At 35.2% G+C, this 24417-nt stretch carries 24 protein-coding genes; 17 read left to right on the top strand and 7 right to left on the bottom strand.

Annotation, left to right across the window (positions count from 1 at the left end):
• Positions 1-107: 107 nt before the first annotated feature.
• Complete coding sequence (locus QWY88_RS04685; protein WP_304544621.1) at positions 108-920, top strand: DNA adenine methylase; 813 nt, start codon at positions 108-110, stop codon at positions 918-920.
• 8 nt (positions 921-928) lie between these two features.
• Positions 929-2173: a type II restriction enzyme gene (locus QWY88_RS04680; RefSeq protein ID WP_304544619.1), complete on the top strand. Its 1245-nt coding sequence runs from the start codon at positions 929-931 to the stop codon at positions 2171-2173.
• 6 nt (positions 2174-2179) lie between these two features.
• Here the strand turns inward: QWY88_RS04680 and QWY88_RS04675 are convergent, their stop codons facing one another.
• Positions 2180-2764, bottom strand: coding sequence for an LPP20 family lipoprotein (locus tag QWY88_RS04675; protein ID WP_304544612.1), 585 nt, complete (start codon positions 2762-2764; stop codon positions 2180-2182).
• 97 nt (positions 2765-2861) lie between these two features.
• On the opposite strand from QWY88_RS04675, the gene QWY88_RS04670 reads away from it, so the two are divergent.
• Positions 2862-3311 carry a phosphoribosyltransferase gene (locus QWY88_RS04670; RefSeq protein WP_304544610.1) on the top strand — a complete coding sequence of 150 codons (450 nt, stop codon included), beginning with the start codon at positions 2862-2864 and terminating at the stop codon, positions 3309-3311.
• Positions 3312-3313: 2 nt separating this feature from the next.
• Here QWY88_RS04670 and QWY88_RS04665 read toward each other — a convergent pair whose 3' ends face one another.
• Complete coding sequence (locus tag QWY88_RS04665) at positions 3314-4069, bottom strand: DnaJ domain-containing protein (protein WP_304544608.1); 756 nt, start codon at positions 4067-4069, stop codon at positions 3314-3316.
• A 76-nt stretch (positions 4070-4145) separates the two neighbouring features.
• Here QWY88_RS04665 and QWY88_RS04660 point away from each other — a divergent pair, with 76 nt between their 5' ends.
• The 13 genes from QWY88_RS04660 to aguB all read left to right on the top strand — a co-directional run bounded on the left by QWY88_RS04660 (position 4146) and on the right by aguB (position 16995).
• The gene (locus QWY88_RS04660; protein ID WP_304544606.1) at positions 4146-5033 is read left to right on the top strand and encodes a DMT family transporter; all 888 of its coding nucleotides are present in this window, start codon (positions 4146-4148) and stop codon (positions 5031-5033) included.
• On the top strand, positions 5030-5545 hold the full coding sequence (locus tag QWY88_RS04655) for a hypothetical protein (RefSeq protein WP_304544604.1): 516 nt from the start codon (positions 5030-5032) through the stop codon (positions 5543-5545). The genes QWY88_RS04660 and QWY88_RS04655 overlap by 4 nt, the downstream gene beginning before the upstream one ends.
• Positions 5546-5629: 84 nt before the next feature.
• Entirely contained in the window at positions 5630-6421 is a 792-nt protein-coding gene (gene kdsA, locus QWY88_RS04650) for a 3-deoxy-8-phosphooctulonate synthase (RefSeq protein ID WP_304544602.1), read from the top strand.
• 14 nt (positions 6422-6435) lie between these two features.
• Positions 6436-6900, top strand: a complete 465-nt coding sequence (ribH, locus tag QWY88_RS04645; protein ID WP_304544600.1) for a 6,7-dimethyl-8-ribityllumazine synthase — start codon at positions 6436-6438, stop codon at positions 6898-6900.
• Positions 6900-7301: a transcription antitermination factor NusB gene (gene nusB / locus QWY88_RS04640; protein WP_304544598.1), complete on the top strand. Its 402-nt coding sequence runs from the start codon at positions 6900-6902 to the stop codon at positions 7299-7301. The genes ribH and nusB overlap by 1 nt, the downstream gene beginning before the upstream one ends.
• 4 nt (positions 7302-7305) lie before the next feature.
• Positions 7306-8577, top strand: coding sequence for a hypothetical protein (locus tag QWY88_RS04635; RefSeq protein ID WP_304544596.1), 1272 nt, complete (start codon positions 7306-7308; stop codon positions 8575-8577).
• A complete protein-coding gene (locus tag QWY88_RS04630) occupies positions 8577-9020 on the top strand; it encodes a DUF302 domain-containing protein (protein WP_304544593.1) in 444 nt (147 codons plus the stop codon). Before QWY88_RS04635 ends, QWY88_RS04630 begins: the two co-directional genes overlap by 1 nt.
• The gene (locus QWY88_RS04625) at positions 9005-10054 is read left to right on the top strand and encodes a dehypoxanthine futalosine cyclase (RefSeq protein ID WP_304544591.1); all 1050 of its coding nucleotides are present in this window, start codon (positions 9005-9007) and stop codon (positions 10052-10054) included. Before QWY88_RS04630 ends, QWY88_RS04625 begins: the two co-directional genes overlap by 16 nt.
• On the top strand, positions 10054-11337 hold the full coding sequence (locus QWY88_RS04620) for a M16 family metallopeptidase (protein WP_304544590.1): 1284 nt from the start codon (positions 10054-10056) through the stop codon (positions 11335-11337). Before QWY88_RS04625 ends, QWY88_RS04620 begins: the two co-directional genes overlap by 1 nt.
• Positions 11338-11344: 7 nt before the next feature.
• Positions 11345-13585: an AAA family ATPase gene (locus QWY88_RS04615; protein WP_304544588.1), complete on the top strand. Its 2241-nt coding sequence runs from the start codon at positions 11345-11347 to the stop codon at positions 13583-13585.
• A 41-nt stretch (positions 13586-13626) separates the two neighbouring features.
• Positions 13627-14538 carry an LOG family protein gene (locus QWY88_RS04610; protein ID WP_304544586.1) on the top strand — a complete coding sequence of 304 codons (912 nt, stop codon included), beginning with the start codon at positions 13627-13629 and terminating at the stop codon, positions 14536-14538.
• A 44-nt stretch (positions 14539-14582) separates the two neighbouring features.
• Positions 14583-16106, top strand: coding sequence for a tetratricopeptide repeat protein (locus QWY88_RS04605; RefSeq protein ID WP_304544584.1), 1524 nt, complete (start codon positions 14583-14585; stop codon positions 16104-16106).
• Between the two features lie 43 nt (positions 16107-16149).
• The gene (gene aguB / locus QWY88_RS04600; protein ID WP_304544582.1) at positions 16150-16995 is read left to right on the top strand and encodes an N-carbamoylputrescine amidase; all 846 of its coding nucleotides are present in this window, start codon (positions 16150-16152) and stop codon (positions 16993-16995) included.
• Between the two features lie 248 nt (positions 16996-17243).
• Here aguB and QWY88_RS04595 read toward each other — a convergent pair whose 3' ends face one another.
• Together QWY88_RS04595 and QWY88_RS04590 are read right to left on the bottom strand one after the other, a co-directional pair.
• Positions 17244-17780 (bottom strand): hypothetical protein, encoded by a 537-nt coding sequence (locus tag QWY88_RS04595; protein ID WP_304544580.1) that lies wholly within the window; start codon positions 17778-17780, stop codon positions 17244-17246.
• A 4-nt stretch (positions 17781-17784) separates the two neighbouring features.
• Complete coding sequence (locus tag QWY88_RS04590; protein WP_304544577.1) at positions 17785-18711, bottom strand: helix-turn-helix transcriptional regulator; 927 nt, start codon at positions 18709-18711, stop codon at positions 17785-17787.
• A 169-nt stretch (positions 18712-18880) separates the two neighbouring features.
• On the opposite strand from QWY88_RS04590, the gene QWY88_RS04585 reads away from it, so the two are divergent.
• Positions 18881-19492 carry an adenylate/guanylate cyclase domain-containing protein gene (locus QWY88_RS04585; RefSeq protein ID WP_304544575.1) on the top strand — a complete coding sequence of 204 codons (612 nt, stop codon included), beginning with the start codon at positions 18881-18883 and terminating at the stop codon, positions 19490-19492.
• A gap of 45 nt (positions 19493-19537) precedes the next feature.
• Here the strand turns inward: QWY88_RS04585 and QWY88_RS04580 are convergent, their stop codons facing one another.
• The 3 genes from QWY88_RS04580 to QWY88_RS04570 are packed head-to-tail and all read right to left on the bottom strand — an operon-like array spanning position 19538 to position 24408.
• Positions 19538-20182, bottom strand: coding sequence for a CCDC34 family protein (locus QWY88_RS04580; RefSeq protein ID WP_304544574.1), 645 nt, complete (start codon positions 20180-20182; stop codon positions 19538-19540).
• Positions 20183-20203: 21 nt separating this feature from the next.
• Positions 20204-23794, bottom strand: coding sequence for a caspase family protein (locus QWY88_RS04575; RefSeq protein WP_304544572.1), 3591 nt, complete (start codon positions 23792-23794; stop codon positions 20204-20206).
• Complete coding sequence (locus QWY88_RS04570) at positions 23794-24408, bottom strand: hypothetical protein (RefSeq protein ID WP_304544570.1); 615 nt, start codon at positions 24406-24408, stop codon at positions 23794-23796. The genes QWY88_RS04575 and QWY88_RS04570 overlap by 1 nt, the downstream gene beginning before the upstream one ends.
• Positions 24409-24417: the final 9 nt, after the last annotated feature.

Raw genomic sequence — 24417 nt, 5'->3', positions numbered from 1 at the left:
CTAAATTTGAGCTACCTTTAAATATAATGCCAAATTGCATTTTGACATATTTTTAAAAAATGTGTTTTTGACGTAGTAAGATTCTGTATATTAAATGAAGGTAGAAGATGTGTAAGCCAATAATAAAATGGGTAGGTGGAAAAAGACAGCTACTCTCCGATCTCAAACGATTGATGCCAAAACAGTACAATCGATACTTCGAACCTTTTATCGGAGGCGGGGCACTTTTCTTTGAACTTAAACCGCAAAATGCCTTTATAAACGATTACAATACAGAACTTACAAACCTTTATAAAACAATTAGAGACAATCCTGATGAATTGATCAAAGATTTGGCAAAACATAAAAATGAATCGGATTATTATTATGAAACAAGAGCACTCGATCGAGATAAAAAAGTGTTTGACAAACTTAACAGTATTCAAAGAGCAAGCCGCTTTATCTATTTAAACAAAACCGGTTTTAACGGTTTATACAGAGTAAATTCAAAAGGGGAGTGTAACGTCCCGTTTGGAAGATATAAAAATCCAAAATATTGTGACAGTGAAAATATAAAAGCGTGTAGTGAGCTTTTAAAAAATACACAAATCAATAACGGAGATTTTGAGTCTATCAAAGAGCATGTAAAAGAGGGGGATTTTGTCTATTTTGACCCTCCTTACGTTCCGTTAAATGCGACTTCAAGTTTTACGGGCTATACAGATCAGGGGTTTGATGAAGATATGCAGTTTCGATTAAAAGAGTTATGTGAATATATCGATAATGTAGGAGCATATTTTATGCTCTCAAACTCTTCTGCAGAATATGTCTATAAACTCTATAAAGACTACACTATCCATGAAGTAAAAGCGACGAGAAATATTAACTCTAACGCTTCAAAAAGAGGCAAGATTACAGAAGTGGTTGTAACAAACTACTAAGGTTCATTATGCAAAAAGTCTCTAACAATGAAGCATGGAACCACATCTTTGATGATCTTGATATCTTAGAACATATTAAGACAAACGGTTATTTTGACATCTCGGCCGAAGAGATAAAAAAAAGAGACGGCAAAGAAGCCAGACTAATGACCAAGACGGATCACAAAGAACACCTTCCTGTAGTGATGCAGGAAAACTCTTTATCGATTTTGGCAATTGAAAACGGACTTTACAGAATTGCAAAAACAGACCCTTTTATCTATATAGAAAAAGAGCCGCAGTGTGAAATAAAAACGATTAAACAACCTGTAGATATTACAACGCTTGATCCACTTAATCTTAAAAGTGAATCGGCAGCGTTAGATATAGCAAGCATATCTGGAATGTTGGATGAAGTTTTCGGTGAAGCGACAAACTTAACTATCCGCGGAAGATTACGAGGGAAACTATCTTTTTGTTTAGACTCGGTACCCTATGATATTGAAGGGGTGCAAATAGAGGTTGACGGCGGTTATGAAGGGCAAAACAGCGTTAATTTGGTAGAAGCCAAAATAGGCTATAGAAATAACATCAACATCAGACAGCTGTTATACCCGGAGCTCTTTTGGAAAACCCAACTCAAAGGGCAGAGAAAAGAGGTCAGAAGTTTTGTTTTTTATTACCAAGACGATATCTTTCGATTTATCCCTTTTTATTATGACGGCAATATAATTACGGCTTTGCATGATCAAGAGAAGGCATTTGTCTTTGATCGTAAAAGCTCTTTTAGACTCGATCTGTTAGAGAAAAATAAAACCATTTTAGTTGATCGGACGATTCCGTTTCCTCAGGCAAACGATTTTGAGAAAGTACATGCAATCTTTTTAAATATCGCCAAAGAGGAACATCCTACAAAAACCAGTGTAACTGATGAGTTTGATATTGTCTCAAGGCAATACGATTATTATCTAAATGTTTTAAAATGGATGAGGGTATGTCAAGAGCGTGATTCAGAGATCTTTTTAACAGAGCGTGGAGAGCGCCTGCTTACTTTAAACATCGAAAAAAGGTTAGAAGAGTTTGCTAGAATTATTTTTTCTGAACCTATATGTTTTGCGCAGTTGAAAAAGTTAGAGCAAAACGAAGAAGATTTTCAAGCATATAATTTAAGTGGAAGTACTATAGAGAGACGAATGCAAAGTATTCGATCGTGGATCAAATATTTTGAGAGTTTTTTTACAAAAAGTTCCCCGAAGCAGGGGAGACTTTTTTAAGAGTGATTACTCTGTTGGGAACTCTTTATCTAATTGCTCAAGAGCTTGTTTAGATTGGAATTGTTGCCATAAAGCTTCGTCGTTTTTGAAGCTAGTTTTTACAGCTTTTTTAACCTCTTTGTTTACTTCACCTTCTGGAACAGTAACTAGCATATAGATAGCTCCTGATGGTGCTTGCCACATATTTACAGCTTTTGAAGATTTTAGATCAACTTTTGCAACTTGTTTTGTTACTGCAGTTGTAACCATATCTACAGTTTCAGCTGAACCGTTACCAGTAGCACGAGTAAAACCTTCTACTTTGTCTTTTACTTGTGTTTGGATCTGTTGCGCTAGGTCACTTCTACCGTTCATAACAGCAACTCTTCTCATGTGTGCAATACCTGCAGCAGATTTATCAGCTACACCAACACCTGAATAGTAACCCGGTACATCAGGGATACAAGTCCAAGTAGGTGCAAGAACATTCTCTTGTTTACACTGAAAATCAGTTGGAAGCTGATCTTGAGGCTCTGGTTTTTTATCACCACAAGCAGATACGAAAGCTGCAAGCGTTAAAGATAAAGCAATCTTAGAGATATTTTTCATCATTGTATGACCTTTTATTTTATTTATGGATATAGTATACTAGCAAAATTCTTTAGCAAATATTATGCAACGTTGGAAAATTTAAATCTATAGGAATATTTTGAAACACTATTACACATATGAAGAGTTTAGAACCGATACAAAAGCGTTACTCAAACAAGTTGAAACACAAAAGCCTGACGGCATTGTTGCGATCTCACGGGGTGGTCTGACACTTGGACATTGTTTGGCTGAAGGTCTTGATTTAAGAGATGTTCAAACGATACGTACAGAGTTATATGACGATACGACGAAACGTGATGCTATCAAACTTTTTGGGGAATGTAAATTTGAACAACATAAAAAAGTTTTGGTAGTGGATGATATATCAGACAGCGGTGAGACACTAAAGTTTGTAATGGAGTACCTTCAAAATAATTTTGAAAATATAGAGTTTATTTCAGCTACACTGTTTTATAAACATACTTCAAAATATGAGCCTACTTTTTGGATTAAAGAGGCAAAAATGTGGATAGATTTTTTCTGGGAAGCTGATTACACAGAGGAGTAGAATTACTCTCCTCTTGTTTTTTTAATCAGTTCATACGCCTGATTGATCTCTTGTGTTTTTTTAGTTGCATCTTCCATGTGCTTTTCAGAATGAGTTTGTGATGCAATAATATCCGGATGGTATTTTCGTATAAGTTTTCTATACGCTTTTTTAATTGTCTGCATATCATCATTTTCAGATACACCTAAAATATTGTAAGCATTTTTTACAGTGTGTTGTGGTTGAATATTTTTAATCATCTCTTCAAAATGATCAAAGATTTGATGGTAAACTCCCGGATTTACTCTCATTGTCTCAGCAATGATCTGTAAAAGCTCCTCTTCTTCTTTACTTACTTGACCGTCTGCAAAAGCAAGCTGGATTAAAAAGCCCATAAATTTTTCTTGCTGGGTAGTATTTTTATGTGTAGCATCCCCTAATCTTTGTGCGATCTCTTTAACATTATCGCTTCGATCTTTTTCTCTTGCAAAAATATCTTTGAGAATTTCGCGCGTTTTTTGAGGTTCTGGAAACACAGAAGAAACATCGTCAAACATTAGTCCTACGAGTTCTGCTTCAAGATTATCCACCTTTCCGTCAGCTTTTGCAACTTTTGCTACAAGAGCTACAAAAAGTCCAAGGTCACTATTTTCAATAGCTTCGGGTGTAGCTGCATACTTTTTCATAGTTTCAGCCGTATATGCTTCATATGTTGAATAACTTCTAAATACGTAGTAAAAAAGTACACCGGTAAGTAAAGTAATTATTATATAAGACATCAATTGTCTCCTGTTGGTATAGATTATTTATAAATTATAATACAAAAAAGAGGTTAATGTAAGTAGAATTTCAATTATGAAAAGAATTTTAGAAATAAATAAGGGTGTACTCTATATGCTCATCGCATCTTTTACATTTGCGATCATGGGTGCATTTGCAAAACTGGCATCAGATCACATGAGCTCTTTGGAGGTTGTTTTTTTTAGAAATATAGCGGGTGTTATTTTAGTGGGCCTTGCGATTTGGAAAAGACCTTTAAAAAACAAAGGGGGAAAACCTTTTTTACTCTTTTTTAGAGGATTCATGGGGTTTGTCGCACTTCTTGCTTTCTTTTACAATATAGCCCATATCCCACTCGGTGATGCGATGACATACTCAAAAACATCCCCTATCTTCACAGCAATATTTGCATGGATGTTTTTACAAGAGAAGTTAAGTCTTAAAGCATGGGGTGCGATCGGACTTGGGTTTGTGGGAATAGTGTTTATTACACAGCCGACGGAAGTCGGATTTACAAAGTACGATTTACTTGGAATCTTCTCAGGTGTGGGTGCTGCACTTGCATACACTTCGATCAGAGAGTTAAAAAACTACTATGATACAAGAAGCATAGTACTCTCTTTTATGGGTGTAGGTACAGTAGGGCCCGTGATTCTGTTTTTAATATCTCCGTTTTTAGAAATACCGGAACTTGACTTTATGCTTGGGGAATTTGTACTGCCGCAAGGGATAGTGTGGTTTTATGTACTGGCTATGGGCGTATTTGCAACCATTTCACAACTGTTGATGACAAAAGCATATGGATATGCAAAGGCAGGAATTGTCGGGACTGTTAGTTACAGTAACATTGTCTTCTCAATCTGTGTAGGGATGTTGTTAGGGGATGCCTTTCCAAGTATGAGCACTACGATCGGAATCGTACTTATTATTGTTGCAGGAATTATGGTGGCGAGGGCAAAATGAGTCTTGATTTAACTGTAAGATATTATTCAGAGTCAAAGATAGATAAGAGCAAATATGTTGATGCTTTGCTTGGGGAATATTATGATGACGAAGATGAAGAGGAGTATCTGGATAATTATAGTGTTACACTAGATTATCGCCTGGTAATTAGTGCCATAGCAGAGGAAAGCAGACTTATGAATGTGCAGTTGAACTCTCCAAGTATATTGAGTCTACTTACTTGCTACGAAGGGTGGAGCGGTTTTAACGGTGAGAGCTACATAATAAGCAATACGGGAGATGCCTTGCTTTTTGAAAGTGGTGAATATGATGAAGGTAAAGTGATTGCTGAACTCAAAGGGGATGATCTTCAAAGATATAAAGAGGATGTTTATAGAACCTACGAAGAGCTTGAAAAGTACTTGCAAACAGATTCAAATGATTACATTGCAAGTAAAAACTTCGTTATTTTGGAGATGTTAAAAGATCTTCTTGAAAATAAAGAATCACGCCTGTATGCTGACTTTGACTAATCTTTTAAGTTTCTCGAAAATAGCATAAGTGTAGATTTACAACAAAACGGTATAATTATAAAAATTTCTATTAAAGAAGATGTTATGAAATTACTTGCGGGACCATGTGTCATAGAGAGTGAAGAAAATATTTTAAAAATTGCTGCAGAATTAAAAAAGTATCATGAAGATGATAGTATAGATTTTTATTTCAAAGCGAGTTTTGACAAAGCAAATCGTACATCGTTAGAGTCTTTTCGCGGTCTAGGAATCGATGAAGGGCTTCGTATTTTACAAAAAGTAAAAGATGAATTCGGATATAAAATTGTTACAGATGTACATGAAACTTATCAGGTTGAAAAAGTTGCACAGGTTGTAGATATGTTACAGATTCCGGCATTTTTATGTCGCCAGACAGATTTACTTGTAGCGTGTGCACAGACAGATAAAGAGATTAACATTAAAAAAGGGCAGTTTCTTTCAGCAGACGCTATGAAGTACCCGCTTTTAAAAGTGCTGCAAACTCGTGGATGTGATGAAGCGACTTATGAAAATTCTCAAAAACACGGAGTGTATCTTTGTGAACGCGGGAACTCTTTTGGTTATGGCAATCTTGTAGTAGATATGAGAAATCTTGTGATTATGAGAAATTATGCACCTGTAATTTTTGATGCTACACACTCGGTTCAAATGCCGACAGCACAAGACGGTAAAACAGGTGGAGACAGTTCGATGGTACCTTACCTGGCAAGTGCAGCGGCGGCAATAGGGGTTGATGGTTTCTTCTTTGAAACACACTTCGATCCAAGCGTTGCTTTGAGTGACGGGCCAAATATGGTAAAATTAGACCAATTAAATGATTTAATAGAAAAAATCAAAAAGATTCAAGCGATATAGATTAAAGGAAAATGATGAACGTTATTGAAGGTAAATTAAGAGCCGTTGAGGGTAAAAAAGTTGCAATCGTAAGTACAAGATGGAATCACTTTGTAGTTGACAGACTTGTAGAGGGTGCAAAAGATGCATTCTTAAGACACGGCGGTGAAGAGAGTAATTTAACACACGTGTTAGCACCGGGTGCATTTGAATTACCGATGGTTGTTCAAAAACTTTTAGAGAGTGGAAAATATGACGGTGTATGTGCATTAGGTGCAGTGATCCGCGGTTCAACTCCACACTTTGATTATGTATCTGCTGAAGCGACAAAAGGGATCGCATCAATGAGTTTAAAATACCAAAAACCGGTATCGTTTGGTCTTTTAACAACGGATACGATCGAGCAAGCAATTGAGAGAGCGGGGACAAAAGCAGGAAACAAAGGTTTTGAAGCAATGACTGTTGTACTTGAAATGCTTGACCTTTACGAGGTACTGTAATGGCGACTAGACATCACGCAAGAATGGCAGTTGTAAGTTTATTATACGCTTACGATTTAGGAAACGGTAATATCGCTGAACACACAGATGAGATCTTAGAAGAGAAAAAGATCCGTAATAAACAAAAAGATTTTGCACTTAATTTATACGAAGGTGTAATGGAAAAACTACCGGAATGTGACAGTGCAATCATCGAACATCTAAAAGAGTGGGATTTTGAGCGTCTTGGTGCTATTGAGAGAGCGACACTTAGACTTGCAGCATATGAGATCCTATTTAGCGAACTTGACAATGCCGTTATTATTAATGAAGCTGTTGAGATCACAAAAGCTTTTGGAACTGAACAGTCTCCAAAATTTATTAACGGTGTATTAGACGCAATCTCTAAAGACAAAAAGTAGTTTTATGAGGACTCTTGCACTCGTACTAGCGTTTGCTTTAAATCTTTTTGGATCGAATGAATGTAGTTCTTGTCACCAAGAACAAACAAAATATATGACAAGTGAATGTACAACTTGTCATGTAGATACTAAGCCACATTTAAAAGATAATCTGCAAAAAACATCTCCGGTTACACTTACAAACTATAAACATTTTTCTAATGATGATCAACCGATCATACTCTCTTACCAGGGACTTCTTCAAAAAAACTACGGTTCTTCAGAATATTTTCACATGCAAGGTGACGTCCATTTTCAAAAAGGGATGATATGTCAAGATTGTCATAGTTCAAAAGAGCTCCACAGTGACGGTTTTTGGCAAGCAAAGCAAACGAGTAAGATTAAGTGTCAAGATTGTCACGGAACGATCGAAGCATACCCTTGGGAATTGGAAAATCACTCAGATATTAAAGCTGAGCGACAAGGGGATAGCCTTTTTTTCAATTTAGCATCTAATAAAACTATAGAACTCAAACCTCTGAAACTTTTAAAAAGAAGCAATGCCCTCTCTAAAGCAGCATGTGTAGCTATGAAAAATATTGAAGGACATGCAAAAAGTTTAGAGTGTGCAAGTTGTCATGCTGCATGGGCACCTCAATTTTACGGTTCTACACTAACGAGAAAAGAGCTGAGAAACAAAACACAAAATGTAGTAAAAAACAGTTCGTTCATGAGATGGGAGGAACCGTTTTTAGTACAAAACAAAGATGGAAAGATTAGCCCGGCAGTACCAAAAACACCTGCTAAAGTAGTAGTTATTGATCCTAAGGGAAATAGCACGATTGTAAAAGATGAGAATCTCTTACAACCGCTGAGCCCTCATACGATTGGGAAAAAAGCAAGAAGTTGTGAGTCTTGCCATACCTCTTCTAAGGTTTTAAACGGAAGTGTTGATGGGGGGATGTTTCAAGATACAAACATCACACACTTTAATCTATCTAAAGTTTTAAATGATCTTCAAAGGGATAAGCTTGATCGCAGAGGTGTTTGTTTATCATGTCATGAAACAATTCCAAATGGAAATTTAGCGATCTCTGCAATCTCTCATATAACACAGATGGTTTCGATTGGGATTGATGAAAAACAGCATCAAACGATTCTTAAACGCATACTCAATATGAGTGCTTGGTTTCAGATTATTTTAGTATTATTCGTTGTTTTAATATTGGTATATGTAATCTATACTACTGTCATAAGAAAAAGATCGATAAACCCACGAAACAGAGGTTGGAAATAATGAAAATTTTACTATTTTTAGTTACTCTCTCTTGGAGTTTACTTGCTTCAGAGCTGATCATTAAAGAGAGTTCTTGCAGTGTAGATGAAACAGTTTTAAACATACAAAATATTGTGAAGAAAAAAGGTCTCAGTGTATTTGCTACTATCGATCACGGTGCAAATGCAAAAGCTGTAGGGATGGAGCTAGCCGAGTCTAAAGTAGTGATATTTGGAAACCCTAAACTTGGAACTGCATTGATGCAGCAAGATATTAGATCAGGGCTTGATCTTCCACTTCGTATCTTGGTGTACAAAAACAATGACGGAAAAGTAAACATGGCATACAGAGATGGTACGTGGCTGGCTGAACACCATCTTCTAAATGCCCCTGAAAAAATTGCAAAAGTAAATAATGCGATGGATAAAATTACAACTAGAGCGGGACAATGCAAAAAAGACTAACAAAAGCAGAAGCACTTGATTTAATTAGAAATGCCGATCTCAAAGAGTTAGGAAGATTAGCGACACAAAGAAAAAAAGAGTTACATCCTGATGGTGTTACATCGTTTGTAATAGACAGAAACATTAACTACACGAACATCTGTTGGGTTGACTGTAAATTCTGTGCATTTTACAGACATGAAAAAGATGCAGATGCATATGTACTCACATTTGATGAGATTGATGCAAAGATAGATGAACTCTTAGAAATCGGCGGGACACAGATCCTTTTTCAAGGGGGAGTACATCCAAAGCTAAAGATCGAGTGGTATGAGGATTTGGTTGAACATATCCATACAAAATATCCTAGCATTACGATCCACGGATTTTCTTCGATCGAGATCGACTTTATCGCTAAAGTTTCGCGTATCTCGGTATCTGAAGTTTTAGCTCGCCTAAAAGCAAAAGGGTTGGCATCTATTCCTGGTGCTGGAGCTGAGATCCTATCAGACAAAGTAAGAGACATCATTGCACCGAAAAAGATCGACAGTGAGGTATGGGTAGATATCCATAGACAGGCACACAAACTTGACATTAAATCAACTGCGACTATGATGTACGGAACTGTTGAAAGTGATGAAGATATTATCGATCACCTCGATATGGTAAGAAACTTACAAGATGAAACGGGCGGATTTAGAGCATTTATTATGTGGAGTTTCCAAGGGAAAAATACTGAGCTTTTACGCCTGATCCCAGATATGCCAAAACCATCATCAAACAGATATTTAAGACTTCTAGCGGTTGCAAGACTATATCTAGACAATGTACCGAATATTCAAAGTTCATGGGTAACGCAAGGTCCATACATCGGGCAGATGGCACTTCATTTTGGAGCGAACGATCTCGGCTCAACTATGATGGAAGAGAACGTTGTAAGTTCTGCAGGGGCTAGTTTTAGAATGGCAAAAGATGAGATGGTACATCTTATCAAAGAGATAGGTGAAACACCGGCAATTAGAAATACGGCGTATGATATTTTAGAGACTTTTTAATGAAGTTTTTTCTAGCACTTTTTTTATTAGGACAGATTGTAATGGCAGCAAAGATTGAGAGTATAGAGGTAAAGGGTATAGACGTTCCCGTAATTTTTGAAGAGGATTCAAGACTCCCCATTGTGACAACGCAGTTTGTATTTACAAACTCGGGAAGCATCGGTGATACAAAGATAGCAGGTCTTGCAAAATTTTCGTCTCGTATCTTAAATGAGGGGACGAAAAAATTAGGTTCTGACGGTTTCGCACAGGAGTTAGAATCTCGTGCTATCCATATCTCTTCAAATTGCGGCAAAGAGACTTTTGTGATCGAAGTAAGTTCTTTAAAAGAGCAGTATGCAAACTCTATGAAGTATCTAAAAGAGCTACTAAACGATCCAAACTACAGTGAAAATGCACTTCAAAAAGTAAAAACGACTATGATAGGCGGACTTTCAAGAAAAGCAAACGACTTTGACTATGTTGCGGCAGTTGAGTTAAACAAAGTTCTTTTTGAAGGGACGGTACTCGCACAACCTAGCAGCGGTGAGATCGAAACACTTAAAAAGATCAAACTCAAAGATGTAAAAGAGTTTGTAAATGAGCATATCTGTCTATCTCGTGCAATCGTAGTGGTTGGCGGAGACGTGACTTTAGAGGATGTAAAAAAACAGATCAAAAAAGTTTTAAAAACACTTCCTAAAGGGAAAGCTGAAGAGTTAGAGCACTTTGAAGTAAGAGCAGAGCCAAAAGAGAATGTGTTAGACAAAGAGACACAACAGGCGTATATCTATTTCGGTTCTCCGTACAATATGGATGTAAGCGATGAGGATTACTACAAAGCAAGAGTAGCTACTTTTATCTTGGGAACTGGCGGTTTTGGAAGCCGTTTAATGGAAGAGATTCGTGTGAAACGCGGTTTGGCTTACAGTGCATATGCAAGAGTCGAAGTGACAAAATCTCGCTCATACCTAACAGGATACCTTCAAACAAAAATAGACTCAAGCGATGAAGCAAAAGCAACTGTAAAAGAGGTGTTCTCAGACTTTGTTAAAAACGGCGTGACACAAGATGAACTAGAGCAGACGAAGAAGTTTTTACTTGGAAGCGAACCGCTTAGAGTTGAGACAATGAGTCAAAGACTAAACCGTACATTTATGGAGTACTACAAAGGGTTTAAACTTGACCACTCTAAAGAGGAGTTACAAAAGATCGAAGCGCTGCAACTTGATGATTTAAACGAGTTTATAAAGAAACATACAGAGATACTGCAATTAAGCTTTGCGATCGTGACAAAAAAATAAGTAACATATGACACAAACACTTATAGGGCAGATCGATAGGATCCTTTTTGAAGATGACGGATTTGTTATCGCTGTGCTTAAGAGTGGAGAGAAAGTAAGCGGTACATACTATGAGAGTAGTATCGAGAGTATCAAAGGTTCTGCCGTTACTCTAAAAGGGGTGTGGGAGGAGCATAAAAAGTACGGGCGTACTTTTAAATTTGAATCTCTTAAAGTGAACCAAAACGAGCTCTTTTTCTTTTTAAACAAAATAATAAAAGGTTTTACGAAAAAACTCTCAGCCGATCTGATCGAACATTTCGGTTCTGAAGCCTTAGTAGATATTTTAGACAATGATATAGAGAGACTTTTAGAGTTTAAAGGGATCAAAGAGAAACGTCTCAAAAAGATCCAATCCTCTTGGAAACAGTTTCGCTCTATGAGAAATCTGGGGGAGTTTTTAAGCCCTTTTGATGTCTCCCCCGCACTACTTACTACAATCGCAAACGCGATGAAAGATGTACAGGAACCGTGTACAAAGATTAAAGAAAACCCTTACGTACTTACAAACATCTCTGGCATTGGTTTTAAACGTGCTGATGAGCTAGCTCTTAAAATGGGTGTAGCAGCCGAGGATGAAAACCGTTTGAGTTCGGCAATGGACTATGTACTTTTAGAGTACTGCGAAGCAAACGGAAACAGCTGTATAGCAAAACAGATCCTTTTTTCTGCTCTTGATGAACTGCTTGGATTTTTTAACAAAGAGAATCTTTATGAGGCTATTTTAATCGAACGTGTAGCAGAGCAAAGCATCGTACTTATGAAACATGATCGAGTATCTCCTGCAAGACTGTACGATGCGGAAAAGTTCTTATACGATACCTTCTCTAAACGCTCAAAACTAGATAATGGCGGTTTTGTAAAAGACCTTGACGTTTTTTTAGCTGATCAGGAATTAAAACTGGGAGAGCAGCAGAGAAAAGCGGTAGAGTCGATCAACCAAGGTGCGAGTCTGCTCTTTTTGGTCGGATATGCAGGTACGGGTAAATCAACCACTTCAAAAACAATCCTAAATCTTCTAAATACACGTTACGATAAAAAAGAGATCATCACCTGTGCACTCAGCGGTATTGCATCGCAGCGTATCAGTGATACGACGGGGTATGAGAGTGCGACTATTCAATCACTCTTGGTAAAACATGAAGAATCGGATAAATTCCCATATTCGGTAGTACTCATCGATGAGGCGAGTATGATAAACTCCTCCCTTTTTGCCCGATTGATGGGGAAAGTCTCAAACGGTGCTATAGTGATCGTAGTTGGGGATGATGCACAGTTACCTCCAATAGGCGCTGGAAATGTACTGAGTGATATGTTGGAGTTACAGTTTGCCCCGATAGTAAAGCTGACACAGATCTACCGTCAAAGTGAAGATCAGGCGATCACACTTATAGCCAACGATATCCGTCAGGCACAAGTACCGCAGTATCGCGCAAAGTATGAGGATTTTGAGTTTATAGATGTGAGTATTGCAAACTATTACGCTTTGAAAAATCAGCTCTCCCAAGATGAGTTAAAAGATCTTCGTGAGAAAAACTCTCAAGATATTATTGCAGAGATGTTGCATAAAGTTATTGAGTCGATTGAAAAAGCGCGTTATCGACTTAACAACAAACAGATAAAAGAGTACCTGAACTATTTTCAAGTGATCACTCCTATGAAGGGCGGGACACTCGGTACTACAAATCTCAATACCATTTTGCAGGAGTATTTTAATCCCAACCCGAAAAAGTGTTTTAAAAAAGGGAATGTAGAGTTTCGCTTGATGGATAAGGTGGTACACACCAAAAATGAAAACATGACCTCATGGAGTTCGGACGGCTTTAAGATGGGGGAAGATTCTGCTCAAAGACGTATCTTTAACGGGATGAGCGGACTGCTGTTTAAGATAGAAGACGAAGATGAACAACTGTTCGTATACTATCCGAATGAAGATATCGTAGTGCAGTACGAGTTTGATGAGGCGAAAAACTACCTAATGCTCTCCTATGCACTTACAATACATAAAGTGCAGGGGATGGAGTATGATATAGTTGTGATCCCTATGAGCTTTTCACACTATATTATGCACAATACGAAACTCATCTATACCGCGATCACAAGAGCAAAACACAGATGTATAATAATCGGTGAAAGCGGAGCGTTTGAAAATGCGTGCAGACGAGTAGAGAGTACAAAAAGAGATACAGTTTTATTGGAGTTAAATTGAAAAAGGGAGAAAATAGTATAATAATGCAAAGGTGGTCAGATATGGAAAATGAAAAAAGAGTAAGATTTCCTTGGCAGGATCCCAAGTCGTCAAAAGAAGATCCAAAAGCATCTGAACTCATTGATAGATTGGTAAAGAGTCCGACATATAAACTGGCTTTTCAAGACAGTGAGTTTTTAGAATCGAGTGAAGCTCGTGGCGTACGTTTAGAGCTTGACTATTTAAAAGCTGAATTACAGATCAGAAGACTGGGAATCGAGCACACTATTGTTGTTTTCGGAAGTGCGAGAATAGTAGAGCCAAAGACTGCGATAGCTCGATTTAACGAAGTGGAAGAGAAGCTTGAAAAAGCACCGGATGATAGAGTTTTATTACGTGAACTGTATGTTGCCGAGCGTATGATCGGAAAGAGTATCTACTATGAAGATGCACGCAGGTTCGGCCGACTCGTAGGGGAGAGCGGAAAAAATCCTGATGATTGTAGAATTACAGTTATGACAGGTGGTGGCCCCGGTATCATGGAAGCTGCAAATCGCGGTTCTTACGATGTAGGTGCAAAAACTATCGGGCTTAATATTTTACTACCTCACGAACAGTTTCCAAACCCTTATATTACGCCGGAACTTTGTTTTCAGTTTCACTATTTTGCCGTGAGAAAGATGCACTTTTTAAATCGTGCCAAAGCACTTGTGGTATATCCGGGCGGTTTTGGAACGTTTGACGAACTTTTTGAAACACTGACACTTATACAAACAGAAAAGACAACTCCTATCCCTATTGTGCTTGTTGGAAAAAGTTTTTGGGAGAGAGCTTTAAATTTTGCTTTTTTACAAGAAGAGGGTGTAATAGCAGCTGAAGATTTGGAGATATTCAAGTTTGTAGATAACGCCAATGAAGCGTGGGAATATATACTCAACTGGTATAAAGAAAAAGGTATGCCGTTAGTACAATGATTTAAAATAGTGTACAATAGTGAAAAAATATTGAAAGGTATCGTATGAGAACTTTGATTTTTTCACTATTGCTACTAGGTACAATTCTCCTAGCCAGAGGCTATGAACCCCAAGAAGTTTGTGTAAATGTTGACAAAGCAGTTGAAGAGGCAAACTTTATATATAAAAAATTTGATGATCCTACAAATGCGCTAGTGCTCCTCAACGGTAGCGATTTCAGAAATATCACCTATCGAAAACCTGACTGTATGACTGAAAAGAAGTATCTCTCTTATTTAGAAAAATATGCTTTTTACAGTGCTAAAAGTACAAGAAATTCTAGAAATGTAAGGGTGTTGGAGGAGTTTGTAAAAAAATATCCTAACCGTCCCAATTTTCTACTTTATCTTGCAAATGCTTACGAAAACAACTATTTCTCCCAAAACTACTACAGAGATAAGGGGAAAATGAGAACGCAGGCTATCGATACCTATAAAAAGTATATAGAGCTTGCAAAAAAACAAAAACAAAGAGTCGATAAACACGCTTTAGAGTTTGTTAAAAGCGGCGGACTGAAAAAAGCGGAAAAAACCTGGGGAAAATATCTCAATCCTAACAACAAGATCCCTCTTGGAGCATTTCAAGCTTATTATATCGATACGCGCGAACCGAAAAAAGTTATCTATTCAGAAAGTGTCGATACTGTAAGTGTGAACTATCCGTACGATCAGTTTCATAACATAAACTCGGCAAATTTCGGGGGATACTGGGTTGGAAAAGTAAAGTTTGACAAAGACACGAAACAAAACATTACGATCTACCAGAGTCAAGCGACGACTAGAATTATAGTTGACGGATATATTATTTATGACGGAACAAATTCAGCAGAGATTCCATATGAATTTAAAAAAGGGGTCCATACTATAGAGGTTGAGCATCTTAACAGATGGCATACTACAAATCTTCTTGTAAAAATTCTCCCTATTGTGAAAAAATACACTAGAAATGAGTTGCAAGAGGCATTAAAACCGTTAGTTAGTAAGCAAACTCAGTTTTGGTACGTGGGTGTATATGAGAGTGAACGTAAAGGGAACGATATTACACTTCGTATTCAAAAGTCTGATAAACCTGTTGTGTTGATGTTACAGTCACATAGAATGGTAACGTGGAACATTATCAATGACTATAATATAGATATAAAAGCGATAGTGGCAAATTCAACTTCAATGGTCTCTTCAATCAGCGGCGATCTGAAAAAGAGCAAAATATTTTTTACCGATTATCCAGTTGGACGCGGTTATAAAAGCGGTCTTGAAACTAAAAGAGAACAGGAATGCAAATGTATAGCTAACGGCATTTTAACATGTGGCAGTTCTGGCGGTTTTAATGCCGATACTATCCCTGCAATGTTTGGAAAAAAGGTAAGAGGTTTTAGCGGAAAGTATAAAACTGCTATCTTGGCCGTACCGCAAGTACAAATGAGCGATAAAAAATATCAAGAGATCGAAGCACGTAAAGAGAAAATAGATGCACTTAGAGCAAAATGTACGAAAAACAAACAGATAAATACAGAGGATTTATTCAGATAAAATGTAGTAAAATTTCCTCAATTATTTGAAGTGGGGGAATACCATGGTAAAAGTTGCAGCGATTCAGATGCAAATGGGTGAAGATAAAAGTAAAAATGTTGCCAAGGCAAAGGAGTTTGTCAAAGAAGCGGCAAATAACGGTGCAAATATTATACTTTTACCGGAGCTTTTTGAGGGGTACTATTTTTGTAAAGATATGGATAAAAAATATTTTTCTTGGGCACAGCCACTGGAAAATAATCCGGTAATTGCAGAGTTTATTCCACTTGCACGTGAGCATCATGTTGTGATCTTGGTGAGCTATTTTGAAAAAACAGAAGATAAATACTTCAACTCTTTAGTTGCCATAGATACGGACGGAACAGTGATGGATAACTACCGTAAAACACATATTCCAGACGGTCCTGGATATGAAGAAAAGTTCTATTTCACTCCGGGTGATACAGGCTTTAAAGTGTATGAGACAGAGTTTGGAAAAGTGGGCGTGGGGATCTGCTGGGATCAGTGGTTTTGTGAAACTGCACGCGCTCTTACACTTATGGGTGCAGATATTATTTTCTATCCGACTGCGATTGGAAGCGAGCCTGAGATCCACTTAGATTCTAAAGAACATTGGCAACGTGTTCAGATGGGGCATGCTGCGACAAATACTATCCCTGTAGTTGCTGCAAACAGAATAGGTACAGAAAAAGGTGAAAGCTGTGAGCTTACTTTTTACGGTTCATCGTTTATAACTGATTATACGGGTGAGAAGATAGCTGAAGCGAGCCGTGACAAAGAGGAGATCATCTACGGTGAATTTGATTTTACAGAAAATGCAAAACAAAGAGAGTACTGGGGACTGATTCGTGATCGTAGACCTGCTGCTTATTCAAAACTCTGTAAATAAAGGACGGACCTCTCAGTAGAAGTCACGTTCCAAAAAGAACTGTTTTAGTAACAGTCTAGCTTATAAGGAACATTCCATACTATTAAAAATATCAAAGAATTGATTTATAGAGAATATTATGAAAACAGGGAGGCTAAACTGCTGAAAGATATGGCTTATATAGCAAGCTTTTGCGATATTTTAGCTAATGGATATATTTTCGACTAAATGTTCATATTGAAGAATAGAATCAAAAGCTGCATAAAATTTTATTGAAGTTGCTTATATAAAAAGTTGATATCTTCGTGTAATTTTGTCGTATCTTTTTTCATGCTGTACGGTTTCATAATCTCTTTTTCTGTTATGTTTATCTCTTTTGCAACTTCTTCTCTTTTTTTCATAAAATAAGGATCTTTAATATTCTTGAGTTCTTTGTAAAATGCTATTTGAATTTCATGTTTTAACAATAAATATTCTTCATAGCTTGAGAAACATATTAAAATGTTATTGTTATTACTATTAGCATTCTCCAAAACTTTTAATTTATTTTCATAAAATAAAAAAGTGATATGGTTGTTTTTTATGTCTGTATACTTACAATTATTTTTAGTCCTTGTTTCTGACCTATGACTATCATCTATTAAATTCGTAAATTTTAAATTTTCATATCTTTTTTTTAATTTAATTTGTTTATTTTGTCCTAGTTGTTTGACTAAATACTCATTATCTACATTACTATCTAAATTATATATATCAGCATCTAAAGTCATAGCTAAGAATATAATCAAAAAAACTATTATTTTCATGGTCTTATTCCTTGATTTGTGCGATATAGTTTTCTAACTCTTCTACCAGTTTATTGCGTAAGCGTTTAGGGGAAATAATTTCTATATAAGGTAGCCATGCTTTGATCAGATTATCTACATCTTCATCATGGCTTACCTCAAATGAAACAAGTAAAGAACCATCATCATATTTTTTTAAAACTTTTTGAGATGAAAGATGTTTTTTTAGTTCAAAAAATTGTGAAACCTCTGGTTTAATTTTTACTTGAACTTCAAAACTGTTTCCATCATCAAACCAAGCACTATGAACATTTTGAAGTAGTTTATCTACATCTGTATAAGTAGTGTCAAATACTTCTGTTGTCGCATGAAAGTCTTGCATATTTGCTAACATATAGGTTTTGATTTTATTATCTGCTCTATCTTTTGCTAACAAGTACCAAAATCCATCAAAAGCAACCATTTTATATGGTTCAACGACTGAAAACTGCTCATTGTTTTTTACTTTAGAGACATTTCTTTTAGTGATAGCATCTTCAATTTTATTTGAGAGTTCAGAATCCATATTTATTTCTTCATATGATTCTGGTTTAATATCGTAAGGAGTAAAGAACATAGGATTTGAAATTTTTGCACGGATTGAAGATAGATGCCTGTCTGTATTGTGATCAATATTACGAATAGAACTAAAAGCAAGTTCAGCAACTAAAAGTTCCAAATCCTGTAGTTTTGGATTTTCCAGTGCAAAGCCTTCAGCTATACGTACAATACCTTTTCCCTTTTCAAGCTCTATGGGAAAGAAATGAAGTCTCTCTATATCTCTATAGATTGTACGTTTATTCACTCCAAACATCTCTGCTAATTCACTTATGTTTTTGCTGCCACACTCAGAAAGCTCTTGTAAAAGTAAAATTGATCTTGCAAAGAATTTATCATGTTGTGATGTTGCCATTTCTAACTCCATTCAATTATTGACATTATCTTAGATTAGTAGTTTAACAATTATACAGAATCATCTTTAAAGGCACTCTTGTAGTCCTAATATCAAAGTCTATTAAGGGGGATTTAATTAAGATATGAAATAAATTTTATAGAACACTACACTTTATAAAGTGAGATAAATGAACGATAAACATGAACTACATAGATTGTTAGTTAAATATTCTAGTGCCTTATATGAAGAGGATCGAAAAGCTTTAGAACATGAGATATGGAAAAAGTTTGGGCAAAAAAAAGCTGTTTTGGTAATCGATATGTCAGGTTTTAGTAGAATCACTAAACAATATGGAACAGTACACTATCTCGCCATGATTCAAGAGATGCAGACACAAGCTATTGAACTTATAAATAGTAGTAACGGTGTAGTTGTAAAAATGGAAGCAGATAATGTATTTGCAGTTTTTGATGAAACTATAGATGCTATTAGTGTTTCGATCGCTTTAAATACTCAGTTAAAGGCAGCAAATATATCGAAACCAGACGAACATGATATAAAGATTTCCATTGGCATTGATTATGGAGAAATTCTTTTACTCGATAACAATGATTTTTTTGGAACACCTGTTAATATCGCAAGTAAACTTGGGGAAGATCTCGCAGGTGAACATGAGATCTTGATTTCCCAACAAGCTGCTTCCTGCATTTCTCAAATAACCGATTTTGAACTTATAGAAATAGAACATTCCATTTCAGGAATAATAGTCGAGAGTTTTCAAGTCATTTATAAAAGTTAAACACAATTTTTTAATAAAGCATGAGAAATCTTCAGAACAGTTGATTTAAGAAAATGTTTGTTGAATAAATTCTATTATATAAAGAATAGCAACTATCGGAGTCAATACTATAAGAGAATCTTTAATAGCTGCAAAATAATAGCGATTTACTAATTTATTAAATCGAGATGAAGTTGACACAGCACCATATAGGCTATTTAGCAATGCCATAAAAAGATTTTTTACTAAACTTACAACTGATAATAGATAGAACTTTACTATCTTCATAAATAAACTGCCTTGAAGATTTTTTATCTTTTCCTTGTGTGCAGCTCTTTCTTCTCGTATATCATTCAATTCGTCTTGATATTTTTGATTATCTTCAACTTTGTCCTGTTGTTTTTTTCTATCAAGTTCTTCACGTTCACGCTGTTTTTGTTCTTGTTTTTGAAACTTTTCAGCTTCTTGAGCAGCAATTTTATCATGATATGGTGAGAGATCAAGATCTATTTTTTTAATCTCAAACTTTTCATCTTTTGCATAATAACGTCGTAAATAGCTGGCAAGTTCTTCAACACTTTTGCCATATTTGGAGTCTTCTCCAAATAAGCCTAAGTCTATCATATATCTTTGCCCATCATAGTAGATATCTACAGCAGAATATGCAGTCCATCCGCTCGCATAAAAATGTATTTTTCCTACTTTTTCCATTTTATAACTTCTCCTAAATTGTTATCTCAATTGTTTCACTTTTGTATCTTCACCAACATTTCTAATGATTGGAAATTGATGTTCTACACTATATTTTGGATCTTTTAAGGCATCCGATAACTCTATAATAGATATTTGCTTATCTCTATTTTTATCTGTATGCTTATCATTTAAAGCTTTTAAAATATTGTTTGTAAAAACTCCATGCTTGGCATTTTTATCTGCACTTTCAAACGCAAAAGTCCCTTTAGTAGTAGCCATTAAAACATGTACTCCAGATTGTTTAGCAAGAACAGAAGCTTTAGCATCATAAACAGCGGACATGATTTCACTCGCTTGACCGGATTCACAAGCATCAATAATAAATATCTGATCAAGTGCAGAAATAGACTGTATCTCTTTAAAAAGATCTTCAAAGTTTAGCCAATTTTTTAGTTTTTTATTGTTTTGCGGTACCAAATATAATCGTCCACGAGCAGATTTACCATGTGTAGAGATATAAAACACGATTTTATCTTCAAGATGAGCTTTCTTTTTTATATTTTCTATAGCTGTAGAAATATTTTCTTTTGTAACTTCTTTACCTGTTAAAAGAGTTACTTCTGTTTTATATTTTGTAGCATTTTTGATCTCTTTAGCTATGCTTTTTGCATCATTTTCTGAATATTTTAATGTGCTTACATTGTTCTGCTCAAATTGATTAACCCCTGCTGCAAGTACATATATTGTAGGTTGACGTTCTTTTAGTTTAGCGTCTACATCTATGCTGGCTCTATAACTTGCGACAGTATTTGTTTTGTTAAAAGCTTCAACCGCAATGTTGTTTTTTCCAGCTTTTATAGGAAGTGTTATTGTGTATTCACCAGCTTTATTGTTTAGTTCTTCTATCTCTACATCACCTATCAATTCAGAGTCATTCAATGTACCGTTTACAGACTTTGATACACTAGTTTCCAGTTGAGCTAAATACTCTTTTTGTCTTTGCTTGGAAAGTTCATTTAATTTTTCTTCTCTTAACTTTTCATCTGCATTTGCTATAGCACGGTTTATTTTTCCTTCACCAATAGTTTTAACAAGTTTTCCTTCTTGGTAAACACGTATAATACCAATTCCACCAGCATCTGTTTCTTGAACCTTGAAAGAAAGTTTTAGAGTTCTTTTTCTCTTATCTATACCATTTTTAGCAACTTCTTCAATGCTCACAGTCGGAGGTGGACTTTTAAGTACATCTTTAAATGTTAGACCACCAGTATATTTACTAATATCTTTTCCTTCTAATTTCATTTTTACTAAATCTGGTCTAAAAAAATGATCATATAATTTATCCATAGAAACCCATTGTGCTTCTTTATCTATTCCTTTATTCAAATGAAAACCAATATCTTGTAGTCCATGCTCTGAGGAATTAAAAAAACCTTCTGGAGTCCACATTATCCATTCGTCTAACGAAGTGTTTAAATGTATACTAACTAAAGGTTCAAGTAGGGATTGTGATCCTATTTTTGAAAGATCCCAAACCTTAATACTTTGATCTGTTGCAATACTTACTAAACGATCTTGGTCTAGGGCCAATTGATAAATTATTCCATTATGTCCGACTAAACGAGTTATTAGGTCACCATTTAAACTATATATACTGATAACATCATGACCCGCAGAAAGGATATAGTGTTTATAAAATCCAAAAACTCCATGTTCTATCCCCATAAATCTGTCTTGAATAATTGTTTTAATGACTTTATCATTTTTCATTATAAAGAGCTCATTATGCATTGCATTAGTTTTTAAACTGAGATTACCTTTACTTCTTGGTAACTCTGTTTCAGAAGGGATACCAGTAACAAATTTTCCATTCAATATATCTAATGCTCTTCTTTTTAAGAATTTTCTTTTCTTTTTATTATTAGAAAATTTATTCCAGGCAATAGTATGTCCTTGAAAACTTACTTTAAGTTCTTTAAAACCTCCAAGATTTTTTTGTATTACTTTTTTGGTATTTATATCTAAAACAGCAATCTTATTATATATGTCTGTAAAAAGTAGTTTTTTATTAGTTAAAAATATTATTGTATTGATATAACGAGCAAAATCTTTATTAGTATATTCATATTCTAAATGATAACCTTTTGACCTATTATAAATTACAATTTTATCAAATGCCAATACAGCTAATTTATTTCCTTTTTCATTATAAACTAATTTTGTTGGTACTTGATAACCTTTATATACTAATGATGCTAATAGATGTAATCCATAATCCAATATTACAATATTTCTTTTTCCTTTTGGATTGGCTCTTTCTTCTTCACCATAACCAGAGATTGCAATATCTAAACCATTTACTGCTAAGCCATGTATTGGATAATTATTAATATATTTGTTAGAAAACTTTTTTGTGTCTAGATCATAAATAGCAACTTCTTTACCATATGTTATAACTATTTGATGTAACTTAGAATTTTCTATCTCTCTTAATTGTAAGGTAGTTGGATCTACTTTAACACCATTGTAAAATGATATATTATCAATGAGTTTAAAAGTTTTTGTATCCCAAATTTTTAAAGTATAATCTTGTCCTATAGAGTACAGATATTTCCCATTCTTGCTAAACTGCATGTCTGAAACAGAATTTTGATGTGCTTTTAGAGTATGTAAAAGTTTTCCTGATTTAAAATCAAAAATTCGGATTTTAGTAACATCTCTTCTTGTAGGACCATCAAAATAACCAGTAGAACATAAAAGTTTTTGATTTGGGCTTACTGCAATGCTATTGATTTTTCCTATCATGCTTTTTCCAATTTGTCCTATGATCTTTCTTTGACTTGTAGCAGTATTGCTATCCCATACACGAATTGTTTTATCTTTGCTAGAGGTAATAAAATGTTTTTTATCTTTTGTTACTATTAGATTATTAATCATGTCAGAATGGGCTTTGTTATCAGTTCTAAGATAAATTTTGGAATCATTGTTTTTTTCATATGTTGTTAGTTGTTGTTCACCTAATGAACTGCTATATGGATTCTCAAATGTGGATGTAGGCAGCTTATATTCATCCGAACGTACTAAATTAAAAAAGCCAACGCTGTTGGCTTTTTCAGTATTAGACTTTATTAAATCTACATCTCCAGTTAATATATTATGATTTATATCACTTCTCCAAAATGAGAAGGTATAGATATCTGTATTTTTGTGTTCATTGACCCATTTTTTTGTAGGTGCTAAAACAAATAATACTCCGTTAAAGGACTCCATGACTGCATCATAATAATTGTTAACTTGATGACCATTTTCATCAAAAATCACTATTCTCACAGGTTTGTTTTTTAGGTTAGAATTTTGAACTTTTACCATAAAATAAAAAACTTTATTCTCAGCTATAAAATAACCAGTCCAGTGACTTTTTTTAAAATAATTTGCTCTTAACTTAGTTGAAAATTGGTCTTCTATTGGTGTTAAAAACTCACTATCATTTTGCTTTTCAGGAAAAAGATTCTTAGCTTTGTCATAAGTCATGCCAGGCACAAAAACCAATGCCAAATCTTTAGCCGTGCATCCACTAAAAACTATACTGAAACTTACTATTAGAATGTAAATAATTTTATTCTTGAACATTACAATCCCTTGACGATAACTTTTTTACTCAACATTAATTCTTCAAATCCATTATAAACTTCTACCGTCATACCAGTTTTTAGATTTTGCTTTCCTATACGAACTAAGGTTGTTTCACTCTCTTCATTCTCAAAGCTCATCACTTCTCCTCCATTAGCATCTAAAAGGTGTACAACAACAGGAAGAGGTCCAAACTCTTTACCATAGATAACTAACTCTTTTTGTTCTGGAGTTAAAATAAATGCCCCATCATTATTAAATTCTGTTTGTCCTTTAGTTCCTGTACCATGACGAACACTTTCACTCGAATCCCATAATGCTATTGTTGCTTTATGTTTCATATCTGCCATGTAACTTGTTACAGTCCCTTCAGAGAGTGGTACCATTAAACATCTTCCCGGTTTTTTAAGCTGCTTTTTTAATGCAGGTATAACAACCTTTCCTTTACCGTCAACAAAACAGATTGTGCTTCCCTCTGTCAGCTCTTGTTTTTGCCCTTTTTTTAACGTAGTTTTTTGAGTATTAATACTTACGATTACATCATCTTTTTTTACTGTCATTTCAACAGCGAAGAGAGAATTCACTAAACAGATACAAGTAACTATTTTCAACATTTACATTCC

Source organism: Sulfurimonas sp. hsl 1-7 (assembly GCF_030577135.1).
GTDB lineage: Bacteria > Campylobacterota > Campylobacteria > Campylobacterales > Sulfurimonadaceae > Sulfurimonas > Sulfurimonas microaerophilus.
The sequence above is the reverse complement of the archived record's forward strand: the minus strand, read 5'-3'. Positions and strand labels throughout refer to the sequence as shown.

Bases quoted from the DNA above. Each gene is read 5' to 3' on its own strand.
- QWY88_RS04685 (WP_304544621.1), top strand. From the start codon at position 108: ATGTGTAAGCCAATAATAAAATGGGTAGGTGGAAAAAGACAGCTACTC.
- QWY88_RS04680 (WP_304544619.1), top strand. From the start codon at position 929: ATGCAAAAAGTCTCTAACAATGAAGCATGGAACCACATCTTTGATGAT.
- QWY88_RS04675 (WP_304544612.1), bottom strand. From the start codon at position 2,764: ATGATGAAAAATATCTCTAAGATTGCTTTATCTTTAACGCTTGCAGCT.
- QWY88_RS04665 (WP_304544608.1), bottom strand. From the start codon at position 4,069: ATGTCTTATATAATAATTACTTTACTTACCGGTGTACTTTTTTACTAC.
- QWY88_RS04660 (WP_304544606.1), top strand. From the start codon at position 4,146: ATGAAAAGAATTTTAGAAATAAATAAGGGTGTACTCTATATGCTCATC.
- QWY88_RS04655 (WP_304544604.1), top strand. From the start codon at position 5,030: ATGAGTCTTGATTTAACTGTAAGATATTATTCAGAGTCAAAGATAGAT.
- kdsA (WP_304544602.1), top strand. From the start codon at position 5,630: ATGAAATTACTTGCGGGACCATGTGTCATAGAGAGTGAAGAAAATATT.
- ribH (WP_304544600.1), top strand. From the start codon at position 6,436: ATGAACGTTATTGAAGGTAAATTAAGAGCCGTTGAGGGTAAAAAAGTT.
- nusB (WP_304544598.1), top strand. From the start codon at position 6,900: ATGGCGACTAGACATCACGCAAGAATGGCAGTTGTAAGTTTATTATAC.
- QWY88_RS04635 (WP_304544596.1), top strand. From the start codon at position 7,306: ATGAGGACTCTTGCACTCGTACTAGCGTTTGCTTTAAATCTTTTTGGA.
- QWY88_RS04630 (WP_304544593.1), top strand. From the start codon at position 8,577: ATGAAAATTTTACTATTTTTAGTTACTCTCTCTTGGAGTTTACTTGCT.
- QWY88_RS04625 (WP_304544591.1), top strand. From the start codon at position 9,005: ATGCAAAAAAGACTAACAAAAGCAGAAGCACTTGATTTAATTAGAAAT.
- QWY88_RS04620 (WP_304544590.1), top strand. From the start codon at position 10,054: ATGAAGTTTTTTCTAGCACTTTTTTTATTAGGACAGATTGTAATGGCA.
- QWY88_RS04615 (WP_304544588.1), top strand. From the start codon at position 11,345: ATGACACAAACACTTATAGGGCAGATCGATAGGATCCTTTTTGAAGAT.
- QWY88_RS04610 (WP_304544586.1), top strand. From the start codon at position 13,627: ATGGAAAATGAAAAAAGAGTAAGATTTCCTTGGCAGGATCCCAAGTCG.
- QWY88_RS04605 (WP_304544584.1), top strand. From the start codon at position 14,583: ATGAGAACTTTGATTTTTTCACTATTGCTACTAGGTACAATTCTCCTA.
- aguB (WP_304544582.1), top strand. From the start codon at position 16,150: ATGGTAAAAGTTGCAGCGATTCAGATGCAAATGGGTGAAGATAAAAGT.
- QWY88_RS04595 (WP_304544580.1), bottom strand. From the start codon at position 17,780: ATGAAAATAATAGTTTTTTTGATTATATTCTTAGCTATGACTTTAGAT.
- QWY88_RS04590 (WP_304544577.1), bottom strand. From the start codon at position 18,711: ATGGCAACATCACAACATGATAAATTCTTTGCAAGATCAATTTTACTT.
- QWY88_RS04585 (WP_304544575.1), top strand. From the start codon at position 18,881: ATGAACGATAAACATGAACTACATAGATTGTTAGTTAAATATTCTAGT.
- QWY88_RS04580 (WP_304544574.1), bottom strand. From the start codon at position 20,182: ATGGAAAAAGTAGGAAAAATACATTTTTATGCGAGCGGATGGACTGCA.
- QWY88_RS04575 (WP_304544572.1), bottom strand. From the start codon at position 23,794: ATGTTCAAGAATAAAATTATTTACATTCTAATAGTAAGTTTCAGTATA.
- QWY88_RS04570 (WP_304544570.1), bottom strand. From the start codon at position 24,408: ATGTTGAAAATAGTTACTTGTATCTGTTTAGTGAATTCTCTCTTCGCT.